This is a genomic window from Ensifer sp. B1-9 (assembly GCF_050474445.1).
GTDB lineage: Bacteria > Pseudomonadota > Alphaproteobacteria > Rhizobiales > Rhizobiaceae > Ensifer.
On record NZ_JBCHVG010000013.1, the window covers coordinates 57,821 to 79,778 of the forward strand.

The following is a 21,958-nucleotide window of genomic DNA, read 5'->3' on the forward strand; positions in this document are numbered from 1 at the left end:
TTGTTGGCTTTACCGGGCTGCCAGCTCAGATCCAGCGGCTGGTGTGCCGGCAATAGCGCTCGAATTCGAAGCCGAAGCGCGAAAGCAAGTGCCGCTCTTCATTGCGAATGGCAAAGAGTGTCGTCAGCATCACCGCCGCGATCGCCGTGATGAAGAACCACGGATTGAGCGTCGCAAGGCCAAAGCCGACCATCATCAAGGTATAGCCAAGATAGATCGGATTGCGCGTGAAGCGGAAGGGGCCGTAGGTGACAAGGCAGGTCGCGGAGCGGTAAGGCATGACGGCCGTGTGGCGGTCGAGCAAGGTCTTGACCGCCCAGAGGTCCAGCCAGATGGCGACAGTGATCAGTGTGCCGCCGATGATCCAGGGAAACCAGCTATGTCCGTGTGCCACCGGGATGGGGGAATATCGCCCCAGAACAAGGGCTGCGAGCGTGGCGACGCCGTAGAGCAGGGCGGGCCACGGGAAGGTCAGCGGCTTGGCACGATAGGCATTCATGTCCTAGTCCCCTGATTGCACGTCCATTGTGCACTGTCGCGCGATTCGCGCAATGCGTTCATCGGTGCGCACGTTGATCTCTCCCCTGTTCAGGCTGTCGAACAGGTTCTGCTGTACCAGAAGGTCCAACGTACAGCCGCAGAAGGCCTCGCACGGCACGGCCGGGTTGCCCTGGTTGCAGGCTGCGACGCAATTGCTGCGATAGGCTTGCTTGGGATCCGGCAATGTCGGCGGTGAGATCAGCGAGAAGAGATAGACCAGTCCGATGAGCACGGGCTGGTGAATGAGGTATATGGCCAGACTGTGACGGCCGCCGAAGACGAAGGGCCTCATCCACAGCTTGCCTTTGTCGCCTGTGGATGGGCGGATTGCCAGGGCTGCAACGAGCCGCGCGTGGAAGAGCTTGGCTGCGGCAAGGCCGAGCAGGAAAGGCCCGAGCCACGGTAGCAGCGGCACGTAGTCGTTGGAGCGCGGCAGCGTTTCGGACAGTCCGACCCACCAGAGCCAGGGTGCGTCGAAGGCCGACGAGCGCAGATAGAAGGGCGCTGCGATGGCTGCCGCCGCCGCAACGAGGGAGATGACCGCGGGAAGCCGCAGGAAAACGAGGCCGATCACGCTTGCCGCGGCGATGGCATGCAGGATGCCGAAGAAGATGAACGAGTCCGGGAAGGCGAAATAGGTCGCGATGGTAATCAGTGCCGCGGCACCGGCGATCTTGACGAAGCGGCGCATGAACGCGTCGAGGCGCAGCTTCGGCCATTGTCCGAGCACCAGGCTGTAACCGGCGAGGAACAGGAAGCTGCTGGCGATCAGCCGGGCGAAGATCTTCCAGCCGCCGGTACCGGCGGTTCCCGCGGCAACATAGCCGAAGAACTCGAGATCCCAGACGAAGTGATAGGTTGCCATGGCGAGCAGCGCCACGCCGCGCGCGACATCGATGAAGGCAAGCCGCCTCCGTGCGGCAGGTTGAGCCGGTATCTGTGTTGCCGGTGAAGTCACGTTGCTGTCGGACATGGGCATTCGCCATCCTGTGGGCGTGAGGAAGAATGACAGGCTTGGCTTGCGCCAAACACGCGTCGCTGGTTGATGGTGGAACTGAGCAGACCTGGCTTGTTTCTGTTCGGCGCGAAAGGCGTGCGTGCCGTCAGGGCGCTACGTCCTGCAGCAGCGCCGCGCGTGCCTGCGAGTAGAACTGCCGGCGGGTCAGCACGAAGATGACGAAGACGGTAAGCCCGACGAACACATAGGGGCTGACGAACCAGCCGAGATAACCGATCGACAGGAAAATCGCCCTGAGGCCGGCGTTGAAGTGCTTGGCGGCCAGCACGTTCATGCGGATCGCCCGTTCGGCAGCCTTCTCTGCCGCCCGCGGATCTCGCTGCATGTCGGCGGTCATCGGAATGCCGCCCATCAGGATCGAGCAATAGTTGAACAGCCGATAGGACCAGCCGAACTTGAAGAAGGAATAGCCGAAGAGGCAGGTGAGGCCGCCGACCTTGAGCTCGAATGCGGTTCGCCCGCCATGGAAGACATAGGGCATGTCCGCGAAGATCATCTGCGCCTGTTCGGTGGCCCCCAGCAACGCGAAACAGCCGCCGAGCGCGAAAATCGTCGTCGAGGCAAAGAAGGCGGTGCCGGCCTGAAGCCCTGCGATGATTTGCGTGTCGATCATCTTCAGGTCGCGGTTCAGCGAATTGCGGATCCAGCGGCCACGATGCTCGTTCATGAGACGGGTGAGACTCACGCGCTTGAAGCCGCGCGAGCCGTCGGTGGCCCAGCTGAAGCCTGCCCAAAGCAGGATGAACACGACAAGCGCTATGTAATCTTCGAAGGTCATACACGTGTTTTTGGCATGGCTTTTGGAAATTGCAAGGTGGCCGCGGCGGCGCGGGAATCGGCGGCGCGTCAACTACTGTGATGAAATTGCGGCGGAATTTCTCTCCGTCGCCGTCGGCCGATTGCGCGGTTTTCACCAGCTTGACATTCGCTGCGGCAAGGCCAGGACACCTTTTCGCCACATTTCCCCATTGCGCATTTACGCTTTCTTCAATATGCATGGCCCCCAGACGCGGGGCGCGCCACTTGTGCTGCCCGCGGCCGTTGAGAGTGTTTCGGAGACATCATGGACAATACAATTCAGAAGTCTTGCTGGGGTGTGACTGCTCGCGCCGTAGCTGGTTTCGCGGGCGTTCTTGTTCTTGCTTATCTTTTCGGCGGCCTTTGATATCTAGTATCTAGAAAAGTCCACTGATTGACGGCGCGGCTTCCCAAGAGCCGCGCCGTTTTGATTCCAGATGGCGGGACCGCCTGCGCACGGCAATGTCGCACGGATGGGATCGAATGTCGGTTGACCGCCTGACCGTCTACTATGGGATCGCTTAGGCTTCGTTCCTATATTCGTTGCGGATTTCCTTAAATCGGGACCGATCTGAGGATAAAATCGTCCAGCAAATATGAGGATAGCGCGCCGGTTCGCACGGACCGTGAAGCGTGATATCGAGGCAATCGTGAATGCGGCGTTCAGGCGGTCATGCCGGTACGCTGCGGGTCAGTCTCCGGGGCAGGCAGCTTATGTTTCTTTCCGTCTTCGACGTGTTCAAGATTGGTATCGGGCCTTCGAGCTCGCACACGATGGGGCCGATGTCGGCCGCCAACCGCTTTCTCGATCTTATCCTTTCTGATGACTGGCCGCGCCCGTCCCACGCTGCCGTAGCGGCGATCAAGGTCAGCCTGCATGGTTCGCTTGCCCATACCGGCATCGGCCACGGAACGGGCAGGGCGGTGATCCTTGGCCTCGTCGGCGAACGCCCCGATCTGGTCGACCCTGATCGCATGGACGCGTTGATCGACGAGGTCGAGCGCAGTGGACGCATTGCGCCATCAGGACATCCGTCCTACGAATTCCAGCCGAGGACGGACCTGATCTTCGATAAGAAGGTGCCGCTGCCCGGTCACGCCAATGGCATGTCCTTCTCCGCCTTCGATCGGGATGGCAGGCTGCTTTTGAAGCGGATCTATTACTCCATCGGCGGCGGCTTCGTTGTGACCGATACGGAACTCGAGGCCATGCGTGCCTCGAAGAACAAGGCGGCTGGCGTCAAGGTGCCTTTCCCGTTCTCGACAGCGCAGGAGATGCTGGACATGGCGGCCCGCTCGGGCCTGACGATCGCTCAGATGAAGCGGGCGAACGAAGAAGCGACCATGTCGCCGGATGAGCTCAATGCCGGGCTCGACCGCATCTGGGGCGCGATGAGCAACTGTATCGACCGGGGGCTCAGCCAGGAAGGCATCATGCCCGGCGGGCTGAAGGTCCGCCGCCGTGCCCGCTCGATCCACGACAAACTGCAGGAAGAATGGCGCTCCAACAAGACCAACCCGCTGCTCGCCAACGACTGGCTGAGCGTCTACGCAATGGCGGTCAATGAAGAGAATGCCGCGGGCGGCCGCGTCGTCACGTCGCCCACCAACGGTGCCGCCGGCGTCGTTCCCGCGACGATCCGCTACTACATGCACTTTCATGACGATGCCGATCAGGAGGGCATCCGCGACTATCTGCTGACGGCTGCCGCGATCGGTGGCATCATCAAGCACAACGCCTCGATTTCGGGCGCAGAAGTCGGCTGTCAGGGCGAAGTCGGTTCAGCTTCCGCCATGGCGGCTGCGGGGCTTGCTGCCGTCATGGGCGGTACGCCCGAGCAGATCGAAAATGCCGCCGAGATCGCACTCGAGCATCACCTCGGCATGACCTGCGATCCGGTGGCTGGCCTGGTTCAGGTGCCATGCATCGAGCGCAACGCACTCGGCGCGGTCAAGGCCGTAACGGCGGCGTCGTTGGCGCTCAAGGGCGACGGCAAGCATTTCGTGCCGCTCGATGCCTGCATCGAGACGATGCGCCAGACCGGCGTCGACATGAACGAGAAGTACAAGGAAACATCGACCGGCGGTCTCGCGGTCAACGTCGTCGAATGTTGAGCCATACAGCGCCGCGCGCCTTTTAAGGCGCGCCAAGGTCGCTGTATCACTTTGGAGCGCTGCATAATTTGTCCCTAAATCGATTCCGGTATAAGGAATTATGCAGTGGCGGTGATTGTGGATGAACAGCGCCTGGCCGCTTGACCGCAACGGCCGGACGGGTGTTCAAAACAGCTATGTCTCTGCATCTCATAAAGCTCTGTGTCGGAGCGGAATCGATCGAGGACCTGCGCGAATGGGTTTCGCGCAAGGCGATGGCTGCCATGGCCGCCGGCCTTGAGCCCCACTCCTTCCACACGACCCGCATGGTGCCGAAACGGGTGGAGGAATTGCTGAACGGCGGTTCGCTCTACTGGGTCATCAAGGGGACGGTGCAGGCGCGGCAGCCCTTGATCGGTATCGAGACCTTCACGGATGGCGAGGGTATCGGCCGCTGCAATCTGCTGCTCGGGCCGGAAGTGGTCGAGACGGAGCTGCAGCCGCGGCGCGCCTTTCAGGGCTGGCGCTATCTCACCGACAAGGACGCGCCCCGCGACCTGGCGTCGCTCTCCGGCGGTGGCGCCGATATGCCGCTCGAACTGCGCCGTGAACTGGCGGAACTCGGGCTTCTCTAGAGCGCCGTGCGTCCGGATGAACGCACGACGTTTGCTCTAGCCTTCAACTTTGACAATGTGGCGAGCCACCGGCCGGATGGCTGGTCGAGTGTAATCTGCGCGCATCGTTGTAGCGACACTGCTGAAAGCACAAAGGCGGCATAGGCCGCCCTTGCAACTTCGCGAACTTTCAGGAGATCCGCATCTTCAAGGGATGGCGGCGGTTCGGCCCCGTCACGTGAAGATGAATGCCGGCGCGCGGCTGCGTCGATCGCCAGGCGCGCGCTCCATGCGTCAGGAGCATCCCGACCAGATCGCGCGTCTTCGCCTTCGATCTGTTGAGCCCGAGATCGGCAATGCGCATGGCCGCCTCGTGCAGGGGATGCAGGTTGATACGCGACGGCTTAGCGCGCCGTCCCGGCAGCGGGGTAACACCCGGAACGTTTTCGTTCATCGCCATGATTAACCTCGTTACGCTGTACAAAACCGAGGAAGGCGGCCGGAAAACAAACACATCCGGCCGCCAAAACTTTTACCTTACTGCTGGCTCGCCCAGCAGGAGATGCCTTTCTTCTTCAATGCCTTGCAGGCGTTGACGGCTGCGTTCTGGTCGTCGAAGCCGCCGAAGCGCGCGCGGTAGACCTGGCCGAAGGCCACGGTGAAGGGCTTTGCGTTCTGCAGAGCCTTGCCGCCCTTGTCCTTGGCATTGCCGAGAAGGGTCATGGCCTGATCCTTGTCCGGCGTCGCGCCGATCTGGATCACCCAGCCCTGCGGCTGAGCCGGCATCGGTTCGGCCTTTGCGACCTCGACCGGCTCCGCCTTTGCGCTGGCTTCGGCCTTCTTCGGCACGGAGTTGGTGACCTGGGTGTCGACCATGCCCGCGGCGACCGGCTGGCGGAGCTTCAGGCTCTGCGCATCGAGCGTGTTGGGAACGATCTTCGGCGAAAGGACGGGGTTGTCGGACGCGCGCGTGTTGCCGGCATAGGCCATCTGCACGCTGCTCGCGCTCTCGCCGTTGTAGCGGAAGTCCGGAACCGGGCCGGTGTTGGGCAGGTCATGGCCGCTGGCGGTCGCGGCGACAACGGGCGTCTCGGCAACCGGCGCTGCCCAAGCGACCTCGGTTTCTTCAGCCGGAACCGGAGCAGACTTGGTTTCGGCAATCAGGTTGCCGTCGCCGCGACGGGACGCTGCGGGCATGTATTTGGCGACCAGTCGGCGCATCTGGGCGTCGCGGCTGCCGCCGGAGGTGCCGCCCATGACGACAGCGACGATGCTGCGGCCTTCGAGCTGAGCCGATGTCACGAGGTTGAAGCCCGATGCACGGGTATAGCCGGTCTTGATGCCGTCCACGCCGCGTACATTGCCGAGCAGGCGGTTGTGGTTGCCGATTGTCTGTCTGCCAAACTGGAAGCTGCGGGTGGAGAAGTAGTCGTAATATTGCGGAAAGTGCTGGCGAAGCGCGAGGCCGAGGCGGGCCTGGTCGCGCGCCGTCGTGCGCTGTTCCGGGTTGGGCAAGCCGTTTGCGTTGCGATAGGTCGTGCGCGTCATGCCGAGCGCACGGGCCTTGTTCGTCATCATGCGGGCAAAACGCTGCTCGGAGCCGCCGAGATATTCACCAAGCGCCGTCGCCGCATCGTTGGCCGAGCGGGTGACGAGCGAAAGGATCGCCTGCTCGACGGTGATCGACTGTCCTGCGCGTACGCCAAGCTTCGACGGCGGCTCCGAGGAAGCGTTCTTCGAGAATGGGATGGGCGTCGATTTCGTGATCCGGCCGGCCTCGAGCGCTTCGAAGGTCAGATAGAGCGTCATCATCTTGGTGAGCGACGCCGGATAGCGCAGTTCGTCGGCGTCCTCGCCATAGAGGATCTTGCCCGTCTTCGCATCGATGACGATGCCTGAATATTTCGGACTGGCGTAGTTCGAGGAGGCCGCGAAAGTCGGCGCCGCAAGCGCGACCGAGGCAATGGCGCCCGCAAGGACGATCCGTCCTACCATCTTTGAAAGAGCACCGAACGGGCGCTTCGCGAGATCAAAAAAACCGGATTGGGACACTACGCTACTCTTTATTCTCATGTCATGGGGTTGTCCGGACGCCGCCTCCGGGAACGACCGTTCTCGAGACAGTATCGGCATAGCGTTACCAATCGGTTTATGATGAATGATTGGTTTCCGGAATCGAACGCATTTGTACAAGGGCGATGCCGGTGTGGCGCAATGGCGCGGCGGGCTGCCTGCACCACACCAGTTAGTCGAAATCAGGGCACGAGACGGCTTTTGACGAAGGTCGCGATCGCTTGGTCGATTTCGCGCCACTGCGGCAGCAGCCTGTTCGAAAATCTGTAGAGCACGACGAGATCTTTTCCGGCGTGAATGTCGCGCTGGCAGTCGGCGCTTGTCGAGATGGCTTGTGGGTCTGGCTTGAGACAGCGCACCACATAGGGGGACTGAGCGGTCGTCTCAGCGGTCAGGAAGACTTCGCCCGCATAGCTGGATGTCGCCTTGACTGCGTGCTCCATCAGCCCCGCAGGGCCAGCCGTGGGCGCGCCGTCGAAGATCTGTGCGTAGATCGGCTCGAGCCGCCCGGACATGTCACGAGACATCGTGCTTTGCGAAATCTGCAGGAAAATGAGCTTTTCGGGTGCGTCGACATTGTTGAAGAGTTCCCGGCTCCGATCGCTGTAGCCTTCGAGCCCCGGCCAGGTCAGGTAGAGATCGACGCGCTCGGCGATCGAGGTGGCGCGCTGAGCTTCGAAGCGGATCATGTTTGCCGGAAGGCGCAAGTGATCCTGGCCGATGAAGATGTCGAAAACCTCATTGCTCGCGGTGTGGCCGGCAAGAGCGAGATTTTCGCCGAACCAGCGCCCCGCGAGCGAGATGGCGGCCGTCAGCGTCGCGAGCACCATGACGACTGCCGTCACCCGGTAAACGAAGCCGGACGACAGCAGCGGTCGGAGGTCCGGTTCGTGAGTATCATTTGAAGTGCTGCTCATCGTTGGACTGTCCCGTAGCGCGGGCCGAGCCTGGCGGTCCAGTGATCGGCGTACGCTTTCCTGCACATCGAAGGATGGACGATGTCGCTTGCCCGACGCTGGTCGAGGATGGTTAATTTCCGATGAAGGCGCCTTCCGGCTGCCAGGGCATGTGGCGCAAAAAGTGCGCAGCGGTTTGCGATCAAAAACTAAAGTGCAAGAGCAAATCTGAAAGGTCGCGACGCGGTTGGCGGCGGGGACATCGCTGATAAAAAAAGCCGGTTCCGAGGGACACGGAACCGGCCGAGGCCCGGTCTGGACGGGGATAGTGTGACCGGAGCCCTGTAATTGCGGAGGCCGCTGCGGCAGGCGCGCCGCCTCGCAAGTCTTCAAAGGTTACTGCGTCCGTACGCTGCCGACCGCGACTGTGCGGCCGTCCTGTAGCTTGACCCAGCGACCGGAGTGTTCGGTCGATTGGCGCTTGAGGTAGGTGTATTCAGTGTCCGACCACAGCAGCACCTTGTTGCGCATGTTGTCGAGAATGAAGTCGCCGCGGTCGGTGCGCACGGTCAGGACGGCATGGCCGTCGCCATTCGGCTGCAGAACGACGGTGATCAACAGATCCGACGGAGAGAAGCCGTTCTCGATCAGTTTGCGGCGCTTCAGCAGAACGTAATCTTCGCAGTCGCCAACCGTCTCCGGGTAGGACCATTTTTCTTCGACGCCGTGAATTTCCATGTCGGTCATGGGCGTGATCGCCTGGTTGACGTCGTAGTTGACCTCGAGAATCTTCTGCCAGCCTTCGCGGGTCAGCACCATCGGGCCGCCGTCCTTGCCGTTGGAGGCGCACTCCGACGGATAGATCTTGCAGAACTCGTAGTGACCGATCGGCGGGTTGGTGGCGCCGGTGACGACCATGTTGGCCGGAAGTGCCTGCGCCGTTTCGATCAGGCCGGCGGTGAAAAGGACCGCAGCCGCGATCATCTTGGTGATTGTCTTGAGCATGATTGTCTCCCCGTTGTGGTTCGACAATGGCACAGACGTTTTCATCGATCGCGAACTTGCGAACTAAAAACAAGTACAAATGAAAGTCGTATAAGAATAAAATAAGAATAGATTTTGATTTTTATTTAAATCGAATTTGACTCAAATTTTATCGATTTTCCAACGGGACGACCTTCCGTTCATGTTTCCTTGACCATGTAAGTGATTGTAATCAATCGCCCCATATCGATCCACGGATCGGCTGGCGCAGCGGTTAGGGGAAAATGGCGGCCGCGATGTTTGGCTCGCGAGGCGAAATCCGGCGATTGTGTCGACGCTTTTCGACTTGGAATATGCGTCTTGCCTTGAATTTGTTCGAAAAAATATTTGCGACTGTCGAAAGCACGGTTGGAACGTGATGTTCCGAAATGAGGCAGTCTCCGCCTCGAAACGATTTCGATCGGCTGGGCTTCACCGGCAGCTTCGTTGCGGCCTATGGGGCAGATCTACCGTGAAAGGCCGAGGATTAAAGCATGTCGCGCAAAAATGGGCAGCGGTCTTGCGATGCCGACATGCGAAATGTCAAAACTTACAGCGCAGGAATCGAATCCGAAAGTTCGCGACGCACTCTTGTTTCGTGCGGCAGCATCAGCCAACGAACTTGATCCGGGGTACGGCAGGCGCGGTGGCGCGGGCGCGCCTCAAAGGAAATCTGTCAGCGCTTCGCGGGACTGTACGCCCGAGAACTCGATGGCGCAGCCTTCCTGGAAATGGCGAACGATCTTGCCCTTCATATTGCCGAGCATGACCGGGGTGCCGATTGGCGGGCGGTTCTCGATGTCCACGGCAGCGCCGGAGAGAGAGAGGTCGATGATGCGGCAAGGGAATTTCTCGCCGGTGTCGAGCGTCAGCTCGGTAGACGTCTTGCGCGGTGCAAGGCGATCATGACGCCGGTCTTCCGGCAGTCCGAGTTCGTGTTTGTTGGCGATCCAGGTGAGCTGCGCGGCCAACTTCTCGCGCTTGCGCTCGGTGGCGTTGAGCTGGATCACGAAGGCATCGTCGGCGACGCGCGACACCGTGCCCTCGAGGCGGCCGACATGGTCGATATAGGCGATGATACGCTCGCCGGCCCGCGGCCGTGCCGGTGAGGAAAACAGCACGTCGCCGGGCGACATGTCGACGGCGGTGCAGTCATATTCGTCGTGATTGGCGAGCATCAGCCGTCCAGCAAGGTTCACGGAAACGCGCTGGAACGCACCTTCGTGATGCGGCTTCGGAGCGGTATTCTGAGCGTGCTGGAACGAGAACATGATGACTCTGCATGACGTAATTCGGCAGGCAGAGTTTAGGACGTTCGGGTTAATAGAAGGTTCGTCCTCCGGTTGGTCCACGTGGCCAGCCCGGGACAGCGGCGGCGATCAGCCGCGGCGCCCGCCCTCCAGGATGCGGAGATGCCGGACACGGCGGAACTCGCCGAAAACCCCTTCGCGGCCATGTGAATCTGCGCGGGGCGGGACATATTCCGGCGCCTGTTCTTCGCGAAACACGGCTGTGCGATCGGGATCGAGGATTTTCATGCCGGTGACGTCAAGACCTTCCACCGATGTCGCATGCAACCAGTACGGGCGGGAAAGTGGCGAGAGCGCACCCAGGATTCGGTCGCTTGCCCCCTCGGTCGAGGCGAGCGGCAGCAACAGCGCTTCGACCTCGATCTCGCGTGCATCGGCCGTACGACCCTTGGCGGACAGCATTACAGGCACCCGGTGCGCCATCACTTGGCCGGCCATGTGCTGCGCCCTAGCGGCTTGCGCGTTCAGCCAGAGCATGCCGAATTGTCGCCCGCGCAACTCAAGGCCGAAGAGGGCGCAGACATGGGTTCCTGCCAAACGAAACGAGATGCCGGCGTTACGGTCACGCTCGAGAATGAAAAGGTTGGGGAGCAGCGTGCGGATGTCCCCTGGCTCGAGTTCGTCCCGACGCGGAAGGTCGCGCTTGCCGCGAATGGTGTTCCAATATCGGAAAAGCTCCGTGCTCGTATTGCTGCGCATCTTTGCGTTCATTCCATTTCTGCGAGCCGTCTGTGCCGGTCTGGCACATGTTTGGCCGTTCATTGCGGTCTTGAGATCAATGGAGCGAAAACCATGCCAGCTCGAGATTAAGGTTAACGAACGGTTTCGATTGCACGCGGGCACCGCGACTGGCACTGGAAGACATGACTTCACGAAGCGTTGGCTTCGGCACTTGAACTGGAGCTCGGATTTGAGCTTGGCGACCGTTCAGTTTTTACTGGACGGTCTTTTTTTGTTTGCTTATGGCTGGTCGCCCCAGTCCGGTCCGAATCCGGCGATGTCATGCCATCGCCTCGATCGAAAGCGATCGAACGGACCAATCGATGGAGAAAGCAGCAGCCATGGAACGAGATCAGGCGGCAACGCCACCGGAGACGGACCGGGACAGCGCCGCCGGTCCATCGCGTGAGCCTGCCTTCAATCTGCCGGCCGGGCTGACCGGCATCCTGCTGTTTCTGATCGCCATTCACGCCTTGCGCACCTATGTCCTGCCGCCTGCGATCGATCAGGAGATCATCTTCAACTTCGCCTTTTTGCCGGCGCGCTACGATCATCCCTTGGCCGAGCAGGGTCTCGCCTGGCTCTGGAGCCCCATTACCTATTCGTTCCTGCACGGGAGCTGGGAGCACCTGATCTTCAATATCTTCTGGATGGTCGCTTTTGGTGCTCCGGTCGTGCGCCGCATCGGCATGGGGCGGCTGGCGGTGTTCTGGTGCCTTTCGGCTGCGGCTGCCGTTGCGCTGCACACGGCATTTCATTGGGGTGAGATGATCGTGGTCGTCGGCGCTTCGGGTGTCGTGTCCGGTTTCATGGGCGCGGCGGCGCGCTTCGTCTTCTCGCCAAGTGGACGGATCAGCCGGCAATTTGCCCATCTCAATCGACGGCTGCCAATCAGCGAGTCGTTGGCAAATCGCTCCGTCGTGATCTTCGCCGGCATCTGGTTCCTCACCAACTTTCTGATCGGGCTTGGCGTGTTTACGCCCGGCGGCGCGGGCAGCATCGCCTGGGAGGCCCATATCGGCGGTTTCCTCTTCGGCTTTCTTCTCTTCGGCCTTTTCGACCCTCGCGACTGACGGCCGGGGAAAGATCGGCGGACGAGTTCCTGAGCGCTTGATTTCCCAAGGGTGCTGGCGCACCATTTGCTGCGGTCGCCGATTGTCGAGAGGCAGGCGGCCTGTGAAGGCCGGGTATTGAAAGCCCATTCGCGTCTGAGGAGCACGCGGGCAGGCGATCGTAAGCGGCCAGGGTACAGGTTCCATCGCCCGACCGTACCGCACGAGAGGCGGCTGGACCTTTCCCTGCCGACCCGGTGTTGTCGCAACGGGAGATGTGCGCATGTCAGTAAAAGCAATACTCGATGAGAAGGGCCGCAATGTCGTAACGGTCGGTCCGCAGATGACAGTCCAACAGGCTGCCATCCTCTTGCGTGACAATCATATCGGTGCGGTCATCATCGTCGATGCGGACGATCAGATCGCAGGCATCCTCACCGAGCGCGACATCGTCGCAGCGATCGCCAAGCAGGGAGCCACCTGTCTCGAAAGGCCGGTCGCGGCTGTCATGTGGCAGAACGTCTATAGTTGCACCGAGGAAATGTCCGTTCAGGCTCTGATGGAAATGATGAGCAAGCTCAGGGCTCGCCATCTGCCGGTCGAAAGAGATGGCCGGCTCGCCGGCATCGTTTCGATCGGTGACGTGATCAAACACCACATCCGTGCGATCGAGCACGAGACCGAACAGATCAAGGCCTATATCGCTGGCTGACGGGTAGGGCGGCCAGCGCCGCCCTCTTATCCGCCTCGGGTACGTCGCCCTGTTTGTCGCGACGATGCGCGAGGTGCCTCGTTCGGGCTTTGCGAAGCGGTTCCCTCAAATGGGCAATGCCCCGCGCGCAGTCACCGCGGGGCCAGCGCAGAAGATTGACGGAACGCGCGTCAGCGCACGAGTGCGTCCTGCATTCTGCGGATTTCCATGAGCTTGGCCTTCGCTTCGTGGTAGCCCCGGTCGATCGCCTCACCTGCACGATGAAACTCCGACAGGCCGATATCGTTGAGCTTGGGGTGCAATGCCAGATCCGGCGGATCACCGGCAAGGCGGGCCCGCGAGATACGATCCTGGATGATGTTGAAGGCCTGAACCATCACGCCAGTCATGCCGAGGCGGGAGTGATGGGTCGCTTCCTTCTCCTGTGCATCCGGAGTTTCCATGCCAGCGCTGTGCTTGACGACGGCGGAGCGGCCATAGAGGTCGTAGTTGAGGTTGACGGCGACGACGAGTTGCTGCTCGTGAGCGCGGCAGACCGAGACCGGAACCGGATTGACGAGCGCGCCGTCGATGAGCGTGCGCCCGTTCGCCTTGATCGGTTCGAAGATGCCGGGCAGCGCGTAGGAGGCGCGGATCGCGGTAATGAGTGATCCCCTTTCGAGCCAAACCTCGTGACCGCTATGCACTTCGGTCGCAACGGCTATGAACGGTCTGTCGAGACCTTCGATGCTGAGACCTTCCAGGTGTTCCTGCATGCGTTTGGTTAGTCGCAGGCCGCCGAAGAGACCGCCGCCGCCAATGGCGAAGTCGAGCAGGCCAGCGATCCGCCGAACGGTGAGGGAGCGCGCGAAGGCCTCGAGTTCGTCGAGCTTGCCGGCAAGGTAGCAGCCGCCGACGAGCGCGCCGATCGACGTGCCTGCAATCATGCCGACTTCGATGCCTTCCTCGTCGAGGGCGCGCAGCACGCCGATATGCGCCCAGCCGCGGGCGGCGCCGCCCCCAAGCGCAATAGCGATCTTCGGTCTTTGTGGGGGTGTCGCAGGTTCTGGTGGTGTTGTTGAAATCGATGTTCCGTCCGGGCCGGACAGATCTGCAATCTGATTGTTACGCGTAAAAGTCCAGTTCAACATCCGGCACCTCCAACACCGCCGAATACTCCGCAGCGCGACACGTCGATGAGAATGCGCGAAGGTCGCTGTGGCAATTCATCATTGACTTAACTTCCCAGGACCGAATTCGATCCTGGAGAGAGGCAAATTGATGCGCGCGTCTTGGGAGGCTTCGCCAAGCCGGCGCAGGTGCCGGCCTCGTCCTATTCCATTGCTGAAAGACTGGCACCGTACTTAGGTATATCACCGATCCCGTCGCCGATTGCGGCATGACCGATAAATATTGGATACAGTTTGCAATACAATTGGGAACGTTGCCGCTCCCTCGTCGCGCCGCATCCTTGCTTAAGGATTAGGCGCTCGCTTGGTTTCCAAATGATAAATATAGCATGTGGCCGCATCAAAAAGATGCGCGATCCTTAATTTTTATCATAGATTTCGGCAGGGTCGAAGTGCCTGTGGTCGTCGGTGATTGTGACGACGGCCTGGCCGCTCTCGACGCCGACCGTGCGATAAAAGCAGGACCGGCGACCGGTGTGGCAAGTGGCGTCGTGACCGCCCACGGAGACCTTCAGCCAGATTGCATCCTGGTCGCAATCGGTGCGGATCTCCTTGACGGTCTGAAGGTTGCCGGAGCTTTCGCCCTTCTTCCAGAGGCTCTTGCGCGAGCGGCTGAAATAGTGCGCGATACCCGTCTCGATCGTCAGGGCCAGAGCCTCGGCGTTCATATGGGCAACCATCAAGAGTTCGCCGTCCCGCACATCCGTGACGACAGCGGTGATCAGGCCCTTTTCATCGAACCGGGGAGTGAAGGCCGGTCCGGATTCCAGTTCGGCCTTGTTGGAAGAGGGGGCGTCGAAGATGAGCGTCATGGAAGGCTCCGTCTGTCGGAGCCTTACTTGAAGCCCCTGATCATGGTCATGAACCGCGCCTGTTCGGCCGGTTCCGTTTGGAACGTACCCGTAAATGTGGTGGTGAGCGTTGTCGAGCCTTGCTTCTGCACGCCACGCATCGCCATGCACATATGTTCGGCTTCGATCATCACGGCGACGCCGCGCGGGGCGAGCGACTCGTCAATCGCCCGGGCGATCTGCGCCGTCATCGATTCCTGCGTCTGCAGCCGGCGGCCGTAGATATCGACCACGCGGGCGATCTTCGAGAGGCCGAGCACCCGGCCATTCGGCAGGTAGGCGACATGCGCCTTGCCGATGATCGGCACCATGTGGTGTTCGCAATGGGAGTAGAACGGGATGTCCTTGACCAGCACCATGTCGTCGTAGCCGGCAACCTCTTCGAAGGTCCGGCCAAGCACGTCTTCGGCGGCAAGATCGTAGCCGCTGAAAAGCTCGCGGTAGGACTTCGCCACGCGCGCCGGTGTGTCCCTCAGGCCTTCGCGCTCCGGATCGTCGCCGGCCCAGCGCAACAGGACACGTACGGCATCCTCCGCTTCCTTCTGGGTCGGGCGGCCGCTCGCATCGTCGAGCACAGGAAAATTCTTCACTATGGCATCCATAATGGCCTCTTTGAGCAATACGGGATTGCTTGACGTTTTATCTTTCGGACAACTCGCCACTGGCCATTCGCCTAACCCTGCAGGCTTGGGTTCCGTTGGCGGGCTCCGGGGCTTTCGGGTCCTGGCTTAGCAGTGCACTGGACCTTCCGGCACGGTTTCCCAAACAACAGGCGACATTGTTCCTCTTGCGGAACTGTCGCCCCAACACGACATAGCATATAGTATGGTGCCACAGAGATGAAAGAGGCGGAGCGTGTCGCGTCGTGCTTTTTTCCTGCCTACCGGAGAAAATCATGCGTCGATCACTCAAAACCGCGAAAAATCAGTCGGATCGCGTCAAATGATGGATGACATCTACAACAGCCGAATTCTCGAATTTGCCGGCAACATTCCGCGCATCGGAGCGCTCGCGGACGCCGACGCGGACGCGACCGCGCATTCGAAGCTCTGCGGTTCGAAGGTGCATATCTGGCTGAAGATGGACGGCGACGTGGTCACCGATTTTGCCCATGATGTGAAGGCCTGCGCGCTGGGTCAGGCATCTTCCTCGATCATGGCGCGCCATGTCGTCGGCGCCGGCGCGGAGGAAATCCGCCAGGCGCGCGAGGATATGCTGGCGATGCTGAAGGCTGATGGCGAAGGTCCGTCCGGGCGCTTCGAGGACATGCGTTTCCTGCGCCCCGTCAAGGACTACAAGGCGCGCCACGCATCGACGATGCTGACTTTTGATGCCGTGGTCGACGCCATCGAGCAGATCGAAGCCAAGCGGCTGCTCGCGGCGGTCTGACATGTGCGGCGGACCGAATTGTCGGCATTCGCCGGACAGCGGTGCGAAGCCGGCGGCGCATGGTCGAAACTGGAGCGGCCCGTTTCGCAAGACTCCGGGGCGGCTGATCGGGATGGCGCTGATCCGCGCCTACCAGCTCACGCTTTCGAGCTTCATCGGCAACTCATGCCGGCACCTGCCGACCTGTTCGGAATATGGCTATGAGGCAATCGCCCGTCATGGCTTGTGGGCCGGAGGTTGGATGACGCTGTTTCGCGTCGCCCGCTGCGGGCCGGGCGGGACGCACGGCTTTGATCCGGTGCCGGAACGGCTTGAGTCTCGCCTCGTGTGGTATGCGCCGTGGCGCTACTGGCGACCGCGGCCGAAGGTTGGTTGATCACGATGCCTATGCCGATGGAATACCGCCAGGCCTCGGTCGACTTCGATCGGTTCATCCTCGACGCGCGCGAGTTGGCCGGGCTACAGACGACGAACCAGGCCTACACGATGGTTCAGGCGGTGCTCCAGACTTTCCGGCGGCGATTGGACCTTGAGGAGGCCATCGTGTTCGCAGACGTCTTGCCGCCGGTGCTGCGCGCGATTTTTGTCGCCGAATGGGACCTCGAAGAACCGAAGAGCCCGTTTTCGGGTCGTATCGCCATGACCCGCGAGGTGCAGGCGTTCCGGCCCGATCACAATCTTTCGCCGGACAGCGCGATCGTCGATGTGGCTGCCGCCCTGCGTCGCAACATCGACGAGGCGAAGCTTGATCGGGTTCTCGCCCGCCTGCCGGCGGGTGCTGCGGATTTCTGGCGTGCGTGAACGGGAGAAGAGATGAACAGCTACGTTGCCTTGCTCTACAGCATCGTTCTTGGTGCCGGGCGACGGGTCGTGATGGCCGATCTCAGAGAGATGGCCGAAGGCCTCGGCTGCCGTTCGCCGCGAACATGGGTTGCGACAGGCAATCTCGTGTTTGAGGCCGGACAAACCTCCAGCAGAGACTTCGAATCGCCGCTTGAGACGGCCTTTGCCAAGACATTCGGCCGGCATGTCGACATTATTGTCCGGTCCGGCGCCGACTGGCGGAAGCTTGCCGCATCAAATCCGTTTCGCCGCGAGGGCGAAGAAGACGCGACGCGTGTCCATGTGCGGGTGATGCGCGATCCGCTGACGGAGGCCACGCTCGCAGGTCTCGAGCGTTACTGTGTCGCCGGCGAACGTCTAGCAATCGTCGACGGCGATCTGTGGGTCCATTTTACCGGCAAGGCGAGCGAATCGAAACTCCTGGGTGCGATGACGACAAAGCGCCTCGGTATCGGAACATTCCGCAACTGGAACACGGTGACGGGGCTTGTTGAGATGTTGCGCAGCTAGTTTCCAGCGCAGCCTTCGCCTTTACTCACTTTCGAAAACCCTTTATCAGGCTACGCGTGTTTCCCCGGGTCGCCTCCGGCCTGGGGCAAAACACGCAGCAATCCAAAGCACTACAGCGATCTATGCGCGTCTCACGGATGCGACGCTGTATCGTCAATTCACCGGTCTTTACCGGTCAACCATACCACCCGCATTCGTTGGCGGGACTGGATAGGAGATCATTATGTCGAATTCCGTTTCCCTTACATTTCCCGATGGCTCGGTGCGCGAATATCCCTTCGGCACGACTGGCCGTGACGTGGCAGAATCGATTTCGAAGTCGCTCGCCAAGAAAGCCGTGGCGATTGCGCTCGACGACGAACTGCGCGACCTGTCCGACCCAGTGACCGATGGCAGGATCGAGATCGTCGTGCGCGACGACAAGCGCGCGCTGGAGCTCATCCGTCACGATGCCGCGCACGTGATGGCCGAGGCCGTGCAGGAATTGTGGCCGGGAACGCAAGTGACCATCGGCCCGGTCATCGACAATGGCTTCTACTACGATTTCGCGCGCAACGAGCCCTTCACTCCCGACGATCTGCCTGTCATCGAAAAGCGGATGAAGGAGATCATCGCGCGCAACAAGTCCTTCACCAAGGAAGTCTGGTCGCGCGAGAAGGCTCGCCGGGTCTTTGCTGAAAAGGGCGAGAGCTACAAGGTCGAACTCGTCGACGCTATCCCCGAGGGACAGGATCTCAAGATCTATTATCAGGGCGACTGGTTCGACCTTTGCCGCGGCCCGCACATGGCCTCGACCGGTCAGATCGGCACGGCCTTCAAACTGATGAAGGTGGCCGGTGCCTATTGGCGCGGCGACAGCAACAACGCGATGCTGACCCGCATCTACGGTACGGCCTGGCACACCCAGGAAGAGCTCGACCAGTACCTGCACGTACTCGCCGAAGCCGAAAAGCGCGATCATCGTCGCCTCGGCCGCGAGATGGACCTGTTCCATTTCCAGGAAGAGGGCCCGGGCGTCGTCTTCTGGCACGGCAAAGGCTGGCGCATGTTCCAGACGCTGGTGGCCTACATGCGCCGCCGGCTCGCAAACACCTACCAGGAAGTCAACGCGCCGCAGGTGCTCGACAAGTCGCTCTGGGAAACCTCGGGTCACTGGGGCTGGTACCGCGACAATATGTTCAAGGTGACGGTCGCCGGCGATGAGACCGACGACGATCGCGTCTTCGCGCTGAAGCCGATGAACTGCCCCGGCCATATCCAGATCTTCAAGCATGGCCTGAAGTCCTATCGCGAACTTCCGGTCCGCCTGGCCGAGTTCGGGAACGTCCACCGCTACGAGCCGTCGGGCGCGCTGCACGGTCTGATGCGCGTGCGTGGCTTCACGCAGGACGATGCGCACGTCTTCTGCACCGACGAGCAGATGGCGGCGGAATGCCTGCGCATCAACGACCTCATCCTCTCGGTCTACGAGGACTTCGGCTTCAAGGAAGTGGTGGTCAAGCTCTCCACTCGCCCGGACAAGCGCGTCGGCTCCGACGAACTCTGGGATCGTGCCGAGAGCGTGATGATGGATGTGCTGAAGACGATCGAGGCGCAGTCGGAAGGCCGCATCAAGACCGGCATCCTGCCGGGCGAGGGCGCCTTCTACGGGCCGAAGTTCGAATATACGCTGAAGGACGCAATCGGCCGCGAATGGCAGTGCGGCACCACCCAGGTCGACTTCAACCTGCCGGAGCGTTTCGGCGCGTTCTACATCGACAAGGAATCGGAAAAGCGCCAGCCGGTCATGATCCATCGCGCCATCTGCGGCTCGATGGAACGCTTCCTCGGCATTCTGATCGAGAACTTCGCCGGCCATATGCCGCTCTGGGTTTCGCCGCTGCAGGTCGTGGTCGCGACGATTACCTCGGAAGCCGACGACTATGGTCGCGAGGTTGCCGAACTCCTGCGTGACGCGGGCTTGACCGTCGAAACCGACTTCCGCAACGAGAAGATCAACTACAAGGTCCGCGAACACTCGGTCACGAAGGTTCCGGTCATCGTCGTCTGCGGCAAGCGCGAGGCGGAAGAACGTTCGGTCAACATCCGCCGTCTGGGTTCCCAGGCCCAGACCGCGATGTCGCTCGACGAGGCGCTTGCTTCGCTTGCCTCGGAAGCCATGGCGCCGGACCTCAAGCGCAAGGCCGAAAAGAAAGCCCGGGGTTGAGACCCCGGGCACTTGCTTTGTCAGCAAACTGTCATATTAGCGGAATATCCGGATACGAGATGATCCATCGGAGATTTCCGTGCAGTTCAAAGAGCTGTCCTACGCCAACGCAAACGACCGACGCCTGAAGCGCTGGTTCATCCGCTCCATCGAAGGCCTGTCGGGCCGCAACCGTTACGCAAAGCTCTACGCGCGCTGGCGGTCCGACATCGTCGGCAAGAGTGATCGGGTCTTCGGCGAGATGCTGCAGCTCATCGATGTGAAGCTGCGCACCCAGGGCGAGTGGCCGCCGCGGCACTTGCCCGACACGCCGATCGTCATCGTCGCCAATCATCCGTTCGGCATTGGCGACGGCATCGCCGTGCTGGCGCTGGCCGAACAGCTTGGCCGACCGTTCCGCGTCCTCATCAACAACGAACTGTTGAAGGTGCCGGAAATGGCGCCTTACTCCCTGCCGGTGTCGTTCGAGGAGACGAAGGAGGCGCTGGCCGTCAACATGGCGACGCGCCATGAGGCGTTGCGGCTGCTGAAGGAAGGCGTGACGATCGTGATCTTTCCGGCAGGCGGCGTCGCGACCGCGCCCAAGGGTTTTGGCCGCGCCGAGGACCTGCCCTGGAAGATCTTTCCGGCGAAACTGATCCAGGCTGCACGCGCGAGCGTCATCCCGATCTACTTCGAGGGGCAGAACGGTCCCGTCTTCCATCTTGCGAGCAAGATTTCACTGACGTTGAGGCTGTCGCTGCTGATCCGCGAGTTCCGCCGTCTGTCCGGCACGACGATCGTGGCGCGCGTCGGCCGGGTGCTGACGCCCGAGGACCTCGGCGTCTGTAGTGATCGCAAGGATCTGCTGGCCCGCATCTATGACGCGGTCTTCTCCATGGCGCCGCCGCGCCGGCGGTTCATGCGGCGAGCGGGCTGACGTAGCGTCAATCGCATGCCGTAACGCTGGAGTTAGAGCGCTGTGCGTTCATATGAATGCACAAAGGATGCTCTAGCACTTTGATTCTAGAGCATCTTTCTGCAAGTGATACACTTCAAAGCAGGATGCTCTAGTCCTGTGCGTCGGAGACGACGCCCGGGGTTGTGTTCGCATCGTTGCCGCCGCTGCTGAGCAGCACCTCCACGTCCGTGTTGACGCCGGCCTTCACGGTGAAGTCACGTTCGTAGATCTTGTCCTTGTAGCGCGCGACGGCGGAATAGCTGCCTTCGAGCAGAACCAGCGTCGGGAAGGCGCCGTTTTCTTCGTCCACGGTGTCGCCGGCCGACGTCAGGATCGTCCAGGCGGTGTTGGCGATGGCCTCGCCGCCTGGTTCCGACACCAGCTTGAGCGTGAGCTTGGCAGCGCGGTGCTGAATGGTCGCTTCCGTCAGCTTGCCGGCTTCGACCTGAATGTCGGCGGCCGTCGAAGCGTTGGTCGCACCGTAGCTCGAGGTCACGTGATAGGTTCCGGCGCCGAGCCGGATCACCGTGTTCGGCTTCACATCCGACATGATGAGCGCCCGCTCGCCGTCGCTCTTGGTATCTGCGGAATAAACGGAGAAGCTGAGTTCGGCCGGCGGAATGCGCACATCGCTGCCGGAGACGGCGTTCAGCTTGATGCCGCCTGCATCCAGGACGAGAGTCTGCTTTTCGAGCGTGCCGTCCTGGGGCACGCGGATCTTGCGCGTCGCCGAGGCGCGTCCGAAGGAAACATTGACGAAGTAATCACCCGGCGCGACGTTGAATGCCGTCGAGCCGCCTTCCGACGTCGCCAGCAGCGGCAGCTTGCCGTCGCTTCCCGGGATCGGGCTGAACATGCGCCAGGTCAGGCCGGCTTCGACGGGCGCGCCCTTCTCCGTGAGCAAGGCTTCGAGCTTGACATCCTTCAAGGTGCCTTCGGCGATCGGATCGCTCGTCATCGGGCTGAAGCCCATAAGCTTCGGCATCTTGCGCGGGCCGGCGATCGAGGGAAAATTCTCGAAGGCCTGGGTCGCATCCTCGGCACGCACACTTCCCGTAGCAGCGCCGGCGACAAGGATCGCGAGCCCGGTTCCGAGGAAAATACGAGAGCATGCACGCATGAGAGCAGTTGACTTCCTGACTGAGTGACTCCACTTGGGACGCCGATATGGCATTTTCGTGGCTTCCGATGCTGCGGCAA

Annotated in this window: 23 protein-coding genes; 10 read left to right on the plus strand and 13 right to left on the minus strand. The window is 61.2% G+C overall.

Translation table 11 applies throughout. The features are described 5' to 3' along the window. Positions 1-25: 25 nt before the first annotated feature. The 3 genes from ACQ5BM_RS23900 to ACQ5BM_RS23910 form a co-directional block, all read right to left on the minus strand. Entirely contained in the window at positions 26-499 is a 474-nt protein-coding gene (locus tag ACQ5BM_RS23900) for a methyltransferase family protein (RefSeq protein ID WP_429816757.1), read from the minus strand. Positions 500-502: 3 nt separating this feature from the next. After that, positions 503-1,513 carry a heparan-alpha-glucosaminide N-acetyltransferase gene (locus tag ACQ5BM_RS23905; protein ID WP_429816759.1) on the minus strand — a complete coding sequence of 337 codons (1,011 nt, stop codon included), beginning with the start codon at positions 1,511-1,513 and terminating at the stop codon, positions 503-505. A gap of 130 nt (positions 1,514-1,643) precedes the next feature. After that, positions 1,644-2,336 carry a DUF599 domain-containing protein gene (locus tag ACQ5BM_RS23910; protein WP_429816761.1) on the minus strand — a complete coding sequence of 231 codons (693 nt, stop codon included), beginning with the start codon at positions 2,334-2,336 and terminating at the stop codon, positions 1,644-1,646. Positions 2,337-3,070: 734 nt separating this feature from the next. On the opposite strand from ACQ5BM_RS23910, the gene ACQ5BM_RS23915 reads away from it, so the two are divergent. Both ACQ5BM_RS23915 and ACQ5BM_RS23920 read left to right on the plus strand, forming a co-directional pair. Next, positions 3,071-4,471: an L-serine ammonia-lyase gene (locus ACQ5BM_RS23915; protein WP_429816763.1), complete on the plus strand. Its 1,401-nt coding sequence runs from the start codon at positions 3,071-3,073 to the stop codon at positions 4,469-4,471. Positions 4,472-4,647: 176 nt separating this feature from the next. After that, a complete protein-coding gene (locus tag ACQ5BM_RS23920) occupies positions 4,648-5,085 on the plus strand; it encodes a DUF1489 family protein (protein WP_429816765.1) in 438 nt (145 codons plus the stop codon). Between the two features lie 169 nt (positions 5,086-5,254). On the opposite strand, the gene ACQ5BM_RS23925 is transcribed toward ACQ5BM_RS23920, so the two are convergent. From ACQ5BM_RS23925 to ACQ5BM_RS23950, 6 genes are all read right to left on the minus strand, one after another. Further along, the gene (locus ACQ5BM_RS23925) at positions 5,255-5,524 is read right to left on the minus strand and encodes a hypothetical protein (protein ID WP_247959104.1); all 270 of its coding nucleotides are present in this window, start codon (positions 5,522-5,524) and stop codon (positions 5,255-5,257) included. Between the two features lie 77 nt (positions 5,525-5,601). After that, positions 5,602-7,137, minus strand: coding sequence for an SPOR domain-containing protein (locus ACQ5BM_RS23930; protein WP_429816768.1), 1,536 nt, complete (start codon positions 7,135-7,137; stop codon positions 5,602-5,604). Positions 7,138-7,319: 182 nt separating this feature from the next. Further along, on the minus strand, positions 7,320-8,054 hold the full coding sequence (locus ACQ5BM_RS23935) for a hypothetical protein (protein ID WP_429816771.1): 735 nt from the start codon (positions 8,052-8,054) through the stop codon (positions 7,320-7,322). 375 nt (positions 8,055-8,429) lie between these two features. Then, entirely contained in the window at positions 8,430-9,038 is a 609-nt protein-coding gene (locus ACQ5BM_RS23940) for a transglutaminase-like cysteine peptidase (protein ID WP_429816772.1), read from the minus strand. A gap of 680 nt (positions 9,039-9,718) precedes the next feature. Beyond that, complete coding sequence (locus ACQ5BM_RS23945; protein WP_429816775.1) at positions 9,719-10,327, minus strand: PilZ domain-containing protein; 609 nt, start codon at positions 10,325-10,327, stop codon at positions 9,719-9,721. Positions 10,328-10,435: 108 nt separating this feature from the next. Then, positions 10,436-11,077, minus strand: coding sequence for a PAS domain-containing protein (locus ACQ5BM_RS23950; RefSeq protein WP_429816777.1), 642 nt, complete (start codon positions 11,075-11,077; stop codon positions 10,436-10,438). Positions 11,078-11,427: 350 nt separating this feature from the next. Between ACQ5BM_RS23950 and ACQ5BM_RS23955 the strand changes: the two genes are divergently transcribed. Then, positions 11,428-12,159, plus strand: coding sequence for a rhomboid family intramembrane serine protease (locus ACQ5BM_RS23955; protein ID WP_429816779.1), 732 nt, complete (start codon positions 11,428-11,430; stop codon positions 12,157-12,159). 262 nt (positions 12,160-12,421) lie between these two features. Next, the gene (locus ACQ5BM_RS23960; RefSeq protein ID WP_429816781.1) at positions 12,422-12,850 is read left to right on the plus strand and encodes a CBS domain-containing protein; all 429 of its coding nucleotides are present in this window, start codon (positions 12,422-12,424) and stop codon (positions 12,848-12,850) included. 170 nt (positions 12,851-13,020) lie between these two features. On the opposite strand, the gene ACQ5BM_RS23965 is transcribed toward ACQ5BM_RS23960, so the two are convergent. From ACQ5BM_RS23965 to folE, 3 genes are all read right to left on the minus strand, one after another. Beyond that, positions 13,021-13,980, minus strand: a complete 960-nt coding sequence (locus ACQ5BM_RS23965) for a patatin-like phospholipase family protein (protein ID WP_429816783.1) — start codon at positions 13,978-13,980, stop codon at positions 13,021-13,023. 398 nt (positions 13,981-14,378) lie between these two features. Next, entirely contained in the window at positions 14,379-14,831 is a 453-nt protein-coding gene (hisI, locus tag ACQ5BM_RS23970; protein WP_429816786.1) for a phosphoribosyl-AMP cyclohydrolase, read from the minus strand. A 23-nt stretch (positions 14,832-14,854) separates the two neighbouring features. Beyond that, positions 14,855-15,472 carry a GTP cyclohydrolase I FolE gene (gene folE / locus ACQ5BM_RS23975; RefSeq protein ID WP_429816789.1) on the minus strand — a complete coding sequence of 206 codons (618 nt, stop codon included), beginning with the start codon at positions 15,470-15,472 and terminating at the stop codon, positions 14,855-14,857. A 340-nt stretch (positions 15,473-15,812) separates the two neighbouring features. On the opposite strand from folE, the gene ACQ5BM_RS23980 reads away from it, so the two are divergent. The 6 genes from ACQ5BM_RS23980 (at position 15,813) to ACQ5BM_RS24005 (ending at position 20,737) form a co-directional block, all read left to right on the plus strand. Continuing rightward, a complete protein-coding gene (locus ACQ5BM_RS23980; protein WP_429816791.1) occupies positions 15,813-16,259 on the plus strand; it encodes an iron-sulfur cluster assembly scaffold protein in 447 nt (148 codons plus the stop codon). A gap of 1 nt (position 16,260) precedes the next feature. Further along, positions 16,261-16,635 carry a membrane protein insertion efficiency factor YidD gene (yidD, locus tag ACQ5BM_RS23985; protein ID WP_429816793.1) on the plus strand — a complete coding sequence of 125 codons (375 nt, stop codon included), beginning with the start codon at positions 16,261-16,263 and terminating at the stop codon, positions 16,633-16,635. Positions 16,636-16,640: 5 nt separating this feature from the next. Then, positions 16,641-17,060, plus strand: a complete 420-nt coding sequence (locus ACQ5BM_RS23990; RefSeq protein ID WP_429816795.1) for a DUF2267 domain-containing protein — start codon at positions 16,641-16,643, stop codon at positions 17,058-17,060. 12 nt (positions 17,061-17,072) lie between these two features. After that, complete coding sequence (locus ACQ5BM_RS23995; RefSeq protein WP_429816796.1) at positions 17,073-17,612, plus strand: DUF1697 domain-containing protein; 540 nt, start codon at positions 17,073-17,075, stop codon at positions 17,610-17,612. A 223-nt stretch (positions 17,613-17,835) separates the two neighbouring features. Next, a complete protein-coding gene (gene thrS / locus ACQ5BM_RS24000; protein WP_429816799.1) occupies positions 17,836-19,818 on the plus strand; it encodes a threonine--tRNA ligase in 1,983 nt (660 codons plus the stop codon). A 79-nt stretch (positions 19,819-19,897) separates the two neighbouring features. Continuing rightward, positions 19,898-20,737: a lysophospholipid acyltransferase family protein gene (locus ACQ5BM_RS24005; RefSeq protein ID WP_429816801.1), complete on the plus strand. Its 840-nt coding sequence runs from the start codon at positions 19,898-19,900 to the stop codon at positions 20,735-20,737. A 130-nt stretch (positions 20,738-20,867) separates the two neighbouring features. Here the strand turns inward: ACQ5BM_RS24005 and ACQ5BM_RS24010 are convergent, their stop codons facing one another. Continuing rightward, positions 20,868-21,878 carry a hypothetical protein gene (locus ACQ5BM_RS24010; RefSeq protein ID WP_429816805.1) on the minus strand — a complete coding sequence of 337 codons (1,011 nt, stop codon included), beginning with the start codon at positions 21,876-21,878 and terminating at the stop codon, positions 20,868-20,870. Positions 21,879-21,958: the final 80 nt, after the last annotated feature.